At 45.1% G+C, this 9,926-nt stretch carries 11 protein-coding genes; 4 read left to right on the top strand and 7 right to left on the bottom strand.

From position 1 onward, the window contains the following. Window positions 1-381: 381 nt before the first annotated feature. Complete coding sequence (locus E5S67_RS20365) at window positions 382-1,167, bottom strand: ATP-binding cassette domain-containing protein (RefSeq protein ID WP_172190222.1); 786 nt, start codon at window positions 1,165-1,167, stop codon at window positions 382-384. Window positions 1,168-1,821: 654 nt separating this feature from the next. Here E5S67_RS20365 and ssuE point away from each other — a divergent pair. From ssuE to E5S67_RS20345, 4 genes are all read left to right on the top strand, one after another. Further along, a complete protein-coding gene (gene ssuE / locus E5S67_RS20360) occupies window positions 1,822-2,379 on the top strand; it encodes an NADPH-dependent FMN reductase (RefSeq protein WP_172190221.1) in 558 nt (185 codons plus the stop codon). 33 nt (window positions 2,380-2,412) lie between these two features. Further along, window positions 2,413-3,447, top strand: coding sequence for a sulfonate ABC transporter substrate-binding protein (locus E5S67_RS20355; RefSeq protein WP_172190220.1), 1,035 nt, complete (start codon window positions 2,413-2,415; stop codon window positions 3,445-3,447). 127 nt (window positions 3,448-3,574) lie between these two features. Then, entirely contained in the window at window positions 3,575-3,733 is a 159-nt protein-coding gene (locus E5S67_RS20350; RefSeq protein ID WP_246276889.1) for a tyrosine-type recombinase/integrase, read from the top strand. A 66-nt stretch (window positions 3,734-3,799) separates the two neighbouring features. Beyond that, window positions 3,800-4,027: an EF-hand domain-containing protein gene (locus tag E5S67_RS20345; protein WP_172190219.1), complete on the top strand. Its 228-nt coding sequence runs from the start codon at window positions 3,800-3,802 to the stop codon at window positions 4,025-4,027. 280 nt (window positions 4,028-4,307) lie between these two features. On the opposite strand, the gene E5S67_RS20340 is transcribed toward E5S67_RS20345, so the two are convergent. From E5S67_RS20340 to E5S67_RS20315, 6 genes are all read right to left on the bottom strand, one after another. Continuing rightward, on the bottom strand, window positions 4,308-5,312 hold the full coding sequence (locus tag E5S67_RS20340; RefSeq protein WP_172190218.1) for an isopenicillin N synthase family dioxygenase: 1,005 nt from the start codon (window positions 5,310-5,312) through the stop codon (window positions 4,308-4,310). A gap of 39 nt (window positions 5,313-5,351) precedes the next feature. Beyond that, window positions 5,352-5,744: a carboxymuconolactone decarboxylase family protein gene (locus tag E5S67_RS20335; protein WP_172190217.1), complete on the bottom strand. Its 393-nt coding sequence runs from the start codon at window positions 5,742-5,744 to the stop codon at window positions 5,352-5,354. An 84-nt stretch (window positions 5,745-5,828) separates the two neighbouring features. Next, window positions 5,829-6,548: a beta-class carbonic anhydrase gene (locus E5S67_RS20330; protein WP_246276888.1), complete on the bottom strand. Its 720-nt coding sequence runs from the start codon at window positions 6,546-6,548 to the stop codon at window positions 5,829-5,831. Window positions 6,549-6,692: 144 nt separating this feature from the next. After that, window positions 6,693-7,478 carry an aliphatic sulfonate ABC transporter permease SsuC gene (gene ssuC, locus E5S67_RS20325; protein WP_172190216.1) on the bottom strand — a complete coding sequence of 262 codons (786 nt, stop codon included), beginning with the start codon at window positions 7,476-7,478 and terminating at the stop codon, window positions 6,693-6,695. Next, complete coding sequence (gene ssuD / locus E5S67_RS20320; RefSeq protein ID WP_172190215.1) at window positions 7,475-8,656, bottom strand: FMNH2-dependent alkanesulfonate monooxygenase; 1,182 nt, start codon at window positions 8,654-8,656, stop codon at window positions 7,475-7,477. Before ssuD ends, ssuC begins: the two co-directional genes overlap by 4 nt. 22 nt (window positions 8,657-8,678) lie before the next feature. Then, on the bottom strand, window positions 8,679-9,647 hold the full coding sequence (locus E5S67_RS20315; RefSeq protein ID WP_216670607.1) for a sulfonate ABC transporter substrate-binding protein: 969 nt from the start codon (window positions 9,645-9,647) through the stop codon (window positions 8,679-8,681). Window positions 9,648-9,926: the final 279 nt, after the last annotated feature.

The raw sequence follows: 9,926 nt of genomic DNA, 5'->3' as shown, positions 1-9,926 counted from the left end.
ATGGCGCAGTCCTTTTTTGAATCTGACTGTACTTTAAGCCCTGGATAGCTTTCCTCGCCACTACCCTTGTAAAAAACTGTCCGGACTGTTGCTCGTGACAACCTTCCACATGAGGGGAGTTCAAAGTCGGAGGGTGATAGGAGAGCAAGCTCAGCTTTTATGTCCGCGCTCGCAAATGGTGATGCACCGGTTTTGACCTATTTTACCTGTTTTTCACGGCGACCTGACGGACGCTCGCACGGGCGCATAACCCAGCCCTCGTAAATCTTTTGGCTTTTATTCAGCAAGCCCTAATTAGTTGGCATTCTTCTGAGAATTTAGCATAATAAGCCCGACTGAGCCAGACAACTTGCTATTGAGATAATTTATGCCAATTACCGTTTACCGAAACGCAGCTATTGCCAACTTTTCTGCATCTTTACTACTTTCTTTTTGCTCCATAACGCTCTGCAAAATGGTCTCTACTTTCGCTGCAAATACAGCATTTCCTCTCTGCCTCGGTCGTGGGAGATCAATATAACAGTTCAGTGAAATTTGACCATTTTCTATTAAAATAACTCTGTCAGCTAGCACCACGGCTTCTTCTACGTCGTGAGTGATCAATAGCGCGGTAAATCCTTTTTCTTGCCACAAATTTTCTAACAATTGCTGCATCTCAATACGGGTCAAAGCATCTAACGCGCCGAGGGGTTCATCAAGCAGCAGCAAGTGGGGTTCGCAGGCGAGGGCTCTTGCTAAAGAAACTCTTTGCTTTTGACCGCCGGAGAGTACAGCCGGCCAATCGCTGGCGCGATCGCCAAGCCCTACAGCGTGAAGGACTTGCATCGCTTTATAGCGAGTGCTTTCTTTGGCATTTAGTAGCCCTAATTGCACGTTAGCCAGCACTTTTTGCCAAGGTAGTAGCCGTGCATCCTGAAACATCATTCTCACTTTGGAGTTAAGTTGTTTAGACGGCTTTCCGTCTAGAAAGACCGTGCCTTGACTGGGAATTTCTAGTCCGGCGATTAAGCGCAGCAAGGTACTTTTGCCACATCCACTGCGACCCACAATTGCTACAAATTCTCCGGGATTTATTTCGAGGTTGATATCCCGCAAAATTTCAATATTTCCAAATGACTTCTGGAGTTTTACTAATTCTAAGCGCATTCCTGAGAGTCCTGATTCCATTATAAAAAACCTCCATATATCTCACAATTCATTGCACAGGCTCATAAAAATTAACAGTTAAAAGTTAAGTTTTAACTTTATTTCGCTTTCAAAAGTTGCTTTTAAGCAAGTGTTAATTAACCTGCTGCTCACCGATTCGGGTGAAGAGCAGATTAGCATCTCTAACTTTAATCTACTGTAAATCAGTCAAGTTATCGTATTTTGCGATTTAACAAGAGTATTGCATAGGTCTCTACAAAAAGCAAGAGAATTTTTTCCCAAAATTCGGGAACTTTGATAAATAATAGTTAAGAACAAGCAAACCCTGTTCCTGTAAAGGTTCTGCTTGTTCTAGCGACCCTCAGGGGTAAGTCTCCATCCCTTACTTCTGGGTGAACCCGCATCCGGTGGCGAACCGGTTTCTGTTATTGAGTCCGGTGAGAGTCTGCTGTATTGGGGGGAAATAACCGGACAGTTGATTGGGGCCGAGATTCGCGATCGCACAAAATTTGTATAAGAGTTATCAAACTTTACATCTCAACTTACTTGCTTTTTAAAATTGACCGTGCTAGCTTACTATCTATTAAATACGGTAAATCTACTGAATTACCGTATTTAGAAGCGATTCCGTAAGTCGTTCATTTTTAAATGAGTCAAAAATAGGAGGACTATTAAATGCCTAATGTTGTTGCGATCGCAGGTAGCCCGTCTCATCCATCCCGTTCCTTTGCCGTCCTGGAATACGCCCGCCGCGCTGTCGAGAAAGAGGGACTAAGTACGGCCTCTATCAACGTCCGCGATCTCCCGCCAGAGGTATTAATTTACGGACAATTCGCGAACCCAGACTTGAAAGCAGTCAATGATTTAGTAGTAGAAGCCAAGGGCATAATCATCGCCACACCTGTTTACAAAGCAGCCTACACAGGCGTACTCAAAGCTTACTTAGATTTGCTCCCGCAGAAGAGTTTCGCTGGTAAAGTTATTCTCCCCATAGCCACCGGAGGTACGCTGGGTCACTTATTAGCAATTAACTACGCCCTCAAACCAGTGTTATCCGAGCTGGGCGCTAGTCATATCTTGGCTGGTGTCTATGTTTTAGACACGCAGATCCAAAGTTATGACGAAACAAGCGTACAACTTGAAGAGGAAACAGAACAAAGATTGCGATCGCAGTTGCAAGAGTTTGTTGGTGCGTTACACAGTGGCAAACCCGAATTAGTTGGAAGTCTCTGATCGGCAAGTTAGCAACCAACAATATTATTGTTTATGATCAAAAGACTGATTTCATTCCTTGCTCAATTATGGCGATCGCACCTTTCCCTAGCAGTGCTATTTCTATTGGGAATTAGCTTGAATTGGGCGATCGCCGCCTGTAACAATACTCCCGCCCCTACCAGCTCTGCAAGCCCCGCCGCTTCCACCGCAGCAACTCAAGCTCAGGTAGTCCGCATCGGCCATCAGAAATTAGACCCCTTCACCCTAGTCAAAGCTAGAGGAGGTTTAGAGAAACGCTTGCAGCCTCTAGGTGTATCCGTTGAGTGGAAAGAATTTCAGTCAGGCCCCCCGATGCTGGAAGCACTAAACGTCGGTAGCATCGACATTGCCCGCACCGGAGACGGTCCTCCAGTCTTTGGCCAGGCTGCTAACGCACCTCTGCTTTACATTGGTGGTAGCGCCCCAAAAGACCGCAGTTCTGGTATTTTAGTTCCTGCTAATTCTGCAATTCAAACCCTTGCAGATTTGCGGGGTAAGAAAATAGCTTTTACCAAAGGTTCTAGCGCCAATTACCTATTAGCAAAAGCACTGAAGTCGGCAGGAATAAAATGGACTGATATTGAGCCGATCAACCTGACACCAGCGGATGCCCGAGCTGCCTTCCAACAAGGTAAAGTAGATGCTTGGGTGATTTGGAACCCCTTTTATGCAGCAGCTCAAGCGGAAATAGATATTCGTGTTGTTAAAGATAGTAAAGGACTAGCAGCTAATCGCGATTTTTACTTAGCTAATCAGTCATTTGCTCAGCCGAATCTCAAAATCATTGAGGCAATTAGAGAAGAAACTCAAGCAGTAGCGACTTGGGCTGATGCGAATCCCCAAGAAGTAGTCAAGATTCTCGCTCCCATTCTGAAAATTGATGTTTCTATCTTAGATGTAGTAACTCGACGGCGGAGTTATGGATTTGAACCGATCCAAGCTGAGATGATTGCCGAGCAACAGGAAATTGCGGATACTTTTTTTGAACTCGGCTTAATTCCCAAGCAGCTCAAAGTTGAAGAAGTAGTTTGGAAACCAGGTAATTAAAAATCCCCGCTTGTGGATAAATGTTGGATAAAGCAAAACACCTGATATCTTCTACCTTCCAAATAGCGGGGGTGAAGACGATGCTGGGGAACCGCGCTGGGATTACAGGAAAGGTCGGCCCCATTGGTTGCGTCACGCCCACGCTTCGCATTCACTAGACAGGGGCGCGCCGATTCATTTGGTGCAGCAGACGTTAGGGCATGAATCGGTAGCGACTACTTCCAGGTATCTAGACGCACACGCCCAAACGACAGCAACAGCTTGTATCTGCCAGGGTAAAAGGTAACTTTCCTTGCATCTTTTTCAACATTATGGGATATTGAATTGAAAAAACTAATTCAAATAGAAACTTATGGCAACTGAGCAAGAGCTTCAATCTCTTTTTAATGCCTTGGATGGCGATCAAGATGGCAAAATATCGAGTAATGAGCTTTTTTTAAGTCCTGGGTTAAATGCAGTCATTTTAGCAGAAACAGGTACTAGCCCCGCGGAACTGCTAGCGACGTATCGAGATGAAGAGGGTAATATTACCTTTGAAGACTTGAAACAAGCTGTTAAGAAAGCAGGGAATTTAGAATAAGCGCGATCGCCCAGCCAGCAGCGATTGAAATAAAATCATTTATCCAAGTGGATGAGTGTCTTCCCCTGGTAATAGTTGCAGTAGTTATAGGGCAAAAAGCGATCGCTGACTACCAAGGATAAGAACTTGCTTCTTATCCTTTCATCTGGCAGGGATTTAAGCCCCAGTTGACATTAGAGTTATAATGTCGGCAGTGGAGAACCTTTTTTCTTTGAGCTACCTCCGAAAATCCCCTTGAAAACTGGCTTTGAGCCTTAACTTGTCACCAATGGGTGACTGTTTACAAAACTTCCTGGCGCAATTGGGGAAAAACCTTTGCAGCTTTGCTCAGGACATAATCGCCGTAAGTGCCGCGAAACTCGTGAACGCTGGCTTTATCCCAACGTTCGTTCAAGTTGTCATCGACTTTCGCTCCCTTGATTTCAATCGGGTGGAGTTGAGCATTGAAATTGGGATCGAAGAAGAATGGAAATGAGAGGCGATCGCGTCCTGACACATTCTTGACTCGATGAGGAGTAGAGCGATAAAGTCCACCTGTGAGGCGATCGAGCATATCGCCAATGTTACAAACAAATGAATTGGCGATCGGCGGAGCATCAATCCAGCCTGATTTTGTCTTCACTTGCAACCCACCTAAATCATCCTGCTTGAGAATCGTGAGCAAACCATAATCGGTATGCTCTCCCACTCCCCAGGATTGCCCTTGCGGATTGCTTTGTGGTGGATAGTTGAAGATGCGAAATAAAATCAGGGGCTCTGTCGTATAGCTATCGCGAAAGTAAGATGCTTCTAAGTTCAAACTCAGGGCAATTCCAGTCATTACTGCGTGACCCAGTTGGGTCATAACTGTTAGATATTCCAGTATTGTTTCGCGAAACTGGGGAATCTCTGGAAACTGATTGGCTCCGTGCATGGGAACGCCTGCTTGAACAGCCGGATGGGTTTGATTCAATTCCGATCCGAAATAAATTCCTTCTTTCAAATCTGGTTTACCATTCGTCAGTTCACCTCCAACCGGAAAGTAGCCGCGCCATGCCCGACCTCCCAGCGCCATCCGAATTTGCATTTTGGTTTCTAAATCTAGAGCAAAAAACTGACGGCTCAGTTGCTCCAAACGGTTTTGCAAGCCTTGGTCTACACCATGCTCAACAATATAAAAAAAACCTGTGCCGCAGCAAGCTTGTCGGATTTGGTTGGCAACACTATCTAGGCGATTATCCGATACCAGCGAACTAATATCGATAACGGGAATCTGAGAAACATCTACTGTTAATTCAGTTGCCATAGAGATGGATTATAAGTGGTTGAGATTGAACGTTTTTTTTTATAATTTGAATTGTTCGTCCACCGGAATTTGATAGCCATTTGCGAGTCGATTGGTAGCGTTTGCGGTTGCCACGATCGCCATCAGTTCCCCAAATATGGCATCATCCATTCCCTTGGCTCGCCCTGCGGCTGTATGAGATGAAATGCAGTATTGGCAACCATTTGTAACGCTGACAGCAATGTAGATTAACTCGCGGGTCAGGGGATCGAGTTCTCCCGGAACCGTCATCACCTCCTTCACATTCTGCCAGGTACGTTGCAGGGTAGGCGGATGGTTGGTGAGTGCTTTCCAAAAGTTGTTGATGTACTCCGTTTTGCGTGTCGCACGAATGTCGTCATAGACTGCGCGTACTTCATCACTTGCGTCTTCGTATTCAATCAAATGGCTCATAGTTGCAATAATGGTGAGAGCGTGAAAAGCACTAATTCATAGTTGAGAAAACCGCAAAGCATTCTGCATTTTTGAGATTGTCTATTACGATGACGCGATCGCTGGAACTGTTGCTCTACCGACTTCAGTTGCGCTGGGGACTTCAATCAATTGCCCTGTTTTCACATCGTAGATAAAGCCATAAATCGGAATGGTTGGTGGCACAAGGGGATGGTTGCGAATTCGTTTGACATCCACAAACACGCTTTCTGCCAAATCTTTGAACGTTAACCAATCGACAAATTCACCTTCCGTCGAACCCGAACCCTGCCCAATATCTCGCCAACCGTTTTCGTCTATTACAGCGGTTTCCAGGCTGTTTGTCAATAGTTCTCGGATGATGGTGTCGGTAAAGAGTTGCATCCCACAATCCGTATGGTGAATGACGAACCATTCACGAGTTCCCAATAGCTTGTAAGAGATTACGAGCGATCGAATTGCATCATCGCTTGCCCGTCCTCCAGCATTACGAATGACATGGGCATCCCCTTCTGCCAGCCCAGCATATTTTGCTGGATCGAGGCGAGCGTCCATGCAGGTCAGAATGGCAAAGCGACGACCGGGAGGCAGGGGCAAATTGCCTTTCTTGCCAAAGGTCGCAGCATATTCCTGGTTAGCAGACAGCACTTCTTGCAGAACTTGACTCATGGTTGAATTTTCCTCAATTGTTTGGTTGAAGGTTACTGACGCAAAAATGCAGCGATACAAACGTGCTTCCACGGTGGAACGCCGATCGTTTCCCCAATGTTTTAACAATTGCCTCAAAAGGCTTACTCTTCCAATGGATTGAAGGAATCAATGATGGAATTTGAAACCAGAGCAATTCATGAAGGACAGCATTTCTAGAGGAACTAAGAAAGAAAAAGGGGACACTCTCAGGTTTCTTTACTTATGGCTGGTTTTTTCTAGCTAAGCTGCCTGATAATTGGGATGCCAAGCCAGCCATTTTTCTTCTAACTTCCTGGCGATCGCATCTGCAAACTTACCCAACAAAGCATACATGATAATGCTCAAAACTACAACATCAGTTTGCATGAACTCGCGAGCATTCATTGCCATATAACCGATACCAGAGTCAGCCGCAATTGTTTCTGCAACAATTAGGGTGATCCACATAATCCCCAAAGAAAATCGCACCCCTACCAAAATTGAAGGCAAAGCCCCAGGCAGAATAACTTGCCACAAAAGAGACGTGGCATTCAAGCCATAGACTTTTCCCATTTCAATCAATCCGGCATCGACGCTACGGATGCCATGAAATGTATTGATGTACATTGGAAAAAATACACCCAAAGCCACCAAAAATAATCGCGCTTGATCGCCAATTCCAAACCACACAATTACTAGGGGAATTAAGGCAAGGTGGGGAATATTACGGATCATTTGCACAGAAGTATCTAGCAGCTTTTCGGCGATTGGAAAAAAACCATTGAGGAAACCTAGGATCAAACCAATACTTCCGCCTATGATGAAACCAACCAGCGCCCGCCAAGAACTAATGCCGATATGGTGAAACAGTTCCCCGGTAATTGCCAATCTAATTCCTGCACTTAAAACACCTGTTGGTGCTGGCAAAATTCTTGTGGAAAGCCAACCCACCTGTACTAACAATTGCCAGCTAACAATCAGCACAATTGGTACAATCCAAGGAATGACCTGCTGAAAATAGTAATTTTTGAACCATTTTTTGTTCATGATGCGCTGGGAGAAACAACTTCTTTTTGTGTGGGAAACTTTTCGTTGGCAATAATTTCGCCAAAAGGACTAAACATTTGTGGTTGATTTACAACAGGTTGGTTTTTTAAAGGCAAGCGGGGGAATAGCAGTTCAGCCACTCGATAAGCTTCTTCTAAGTGGGGATAACCGGAGAAAATGAAAGTTTCAATTCCCAATTCTGAATATTCCAACATTCGTGCAACAACGGTATCGGGATCTCCCACTAAAGCAGTACCGGCACCGCCTCTTACTAACCCAATTCCCGCCCACAAATTGGGGCTAATTTCCAGAGCTTCGCGACTGCCTGTATGCAGTTCAGTCATACGTCGCTGTCCTTCAGAGTCCATCCTGGCGTAAGCTTTTTGGGCGGCTGCGATCGCATCTTCATCAACATATTTAATCAAACGATTTGCGTCCTCCCAAGCTTCACCCTCCGTTTCCCGTACAATCACATGAAGACGAATCCCAAACCGCACAGTTCTACCCTGTTCTGCTGCTAATTTTTTCACAGCTTCAATTTTTTTTGCTACTTGTTGCGGCGGTTCTCCCCAAGTAAGATAAACATCAATATGCTTAGCCGCAATTTGTTGAGCGATTGGCGAGGAACCGCCAAACCACAAGGGAGGATGGGGAGTTTGTACAGGTGGGAATAGAACTTTGCCACCCTTAATTTGGAGATATTCACCGCTAAAGTCGACTTCTTTATGTCGCAGGTTAGTGGAGCTACTACCTTCAAGCATCGCTCTCCAAACTGTCAAGAATTCATCCGTCAATTCATAACGTGCGTCGTGACTCAGATGCACTCCATCTCCAGCTAATTCCACCGGATCGCCGCCCGTAACAACATTAATCAGCAAGCGCCCATTAGATAATCTGTCAAGGGTTGCTGCCATCCGCGCTCCTACCCCTGGAGACATTAACCCCGGACGAATTGCTACTAAAAAACGCATTTTTTCTGTTACAGACATTAGGGATGAAGCCACTACCCAAGCGTCTTCGCAAGAGCGCCCAGTCGGAAGCAGAGCACCCGTAAATCCTAGATGGTCAACGGCTTGAGCGATTTGCTTTAAGTAGGAAAAACTGCCAGATCTCCCTCCAATTCCTGAAGCTAAATAGCGTCCGTCTCCGTGAGTTGGGATAAACCAAAATAATTCCATTTGCCGTATTCTCCCTGATTACTTATTGTTTAGTTAGCTGAGCCACTTCGCTAATTTTGACCTGTTTGGGAAGTAGCTTTAAATCCAAGAACGTATCAGCAACTTTTTGCTGGTAAGTAATGACTTCATCCGTAATCGGCTGCACTCCGTAAGGCCGTCTCCGTGAGATTTCTTCTAAAGCTGGAACGTCAATACCCAGCTCAGGAGACAGCACTTTTGCCACCTCAGTTGGTTGAGCCGCCGCCCATTCATCTACTTTTTGAAGTTCCTCTAAAATTGCCTTAATCCGGTCAGGATATTGCTCGTTAAAAGGTTTGGCAGCTAAATAAAATTCTCGATTAGCTACAAGCCCTTCTCCATCCTTAAGAACACGAGATCCTGTAGCTCGTTTCGCTACTGTAAAAAATGGGTCCCAAATCGCCCAAGCATCGACACCGCCTTGTTCAAAAGCTGCCCGCGCATCTGCTGGCGGCAGATAAATAGGCTGAATGTCGCTATATTTCAATCCGGCTGCTGTTAATGCTTCTACCACTAGGTATTGCACATTTGAACCCTTATTAAATACAACTTTTTTGCCTTTCAACCCAGCCACATCTTGAATAGGAGAATCTTTCGGTACTAAGATAGCTTCACCTTTAGGATTAGGAGGCTCATTAGCAACATATACCAATGGTGCGCCAGCAGCTTGTGCGAAAATAGGCGGCGCTTCTCCTGTATGGCCAAAGTCAATACTGCCTGCATTCAAAGCTTCTAGTAATTGAGGGCCAGCGGGAAATTGAAGCCACTGTACAGAAGTGCTTTGGGAAGCCAAACGTTTCTCTAAACTTCCCCGTGATTTAAGGATGCTTAGAGTTCCATATTTTTGATAGCCGATCCGAATTACATTGCTCTGTTGTGCGTTAGAACTAGCCACCGATGTGGCAGTAGAAGTTGGGGCAGTAGTTGAATTTGTTTGCTGAGTAGGAGCACAGGCTGAAACTGTCAAACTCAAACTGAAGCCAACTGCAAAAAGCAAAGCAAAGGTTTGGAGCGAACTATACTTTAGTTTGCTCCAAAAATGCCTCAATCGAGCTGGAAATAGGCTCTCTCTCAATGGGGTTAACACTATCCCTTCCTAAATTTCAAGTATTGAAAACCAAGTAACGCAATAGCCATGCAAAAGCTGAGCTAATCATTATTGACAAGTTTACTACGATAAATTGACCGATATACCGTAGTTAACTCTAACAAGCTCCTATTATTCCACAGATGGCTTTAAAAATGCAAGCAC

The organism is Microcoleus asticus IPMA8, from assembly GCF_013179805.1.
GTDB classification, from domain to species: Bacteria; Cyanobacteriota; Cyanobacteriia; order Cyanobacteriales; family Microcoleaceae; genus Microcoleus; species Microcoleus asticus.
This window is presented reverse-complemented; position numbering and strand designations above follow the sequence as displayed.

Excerpts from the sequence above, each read along its gene's own strand:
- E5S67_RS20365 (WP_172190222.1), bottom strand. The coding sequence starts at position 1,167 with ATGGAATCAGGACTCTCAGGAATGCGCTTAGAATTAGTAAAACTCCAG.
- ssuE (WP_172190221.1), top strand. The coding sequence starts at position 1,822 with ATGCCTAATGTTGTTGCGATCGCAGGTAGCCCGTCTCATCCATCCCGT.
- E5S67_RS20355 (WP_172190220.1), top strand. The coding sequence starts at position 2,413 with ATGATCAAAAGACTGATTTCATTCCTTGCTCAATTATGGCGATCGCAC.
- E5S67_RS20345 (WP_172190219.1), top strand. The coding sequence starts at position 3,800 with ATGGCAACTGAGCAAGAGCTTCAATCTCTTTTTAATGCCTTGGATGGC.
- E5S67_RS20340 (WP_172190218.1), bottom strand. The coding sequence starts at position 5,312 with ATGGCAACTGAATTAACAGTAGATGTTTCTCAGATTCCCGTTATCGAT.
- E5S67_RS20335 (WP_172190217.1), bottom strand. The coding sequence starts at position 5,744 with ATGAGCCATTTGATTGAATACGAAGACGCAAGTGATGAAGTACGCGCA.
- ssuC (WP_172190216.1), bottom strand. The coding sequence starts at position 7,478 with ATGAACAAAAAATGGTTCAAAAATTACTATTTTCAGCAGGTCATTCCT.
- ssuD (WP_172190215.1), bottom strand. The coding sequence starts at position 8,656 with ATGGAATTATTTTGGTTTATCCCAACTCACGGAGACGGACGCTATTTA.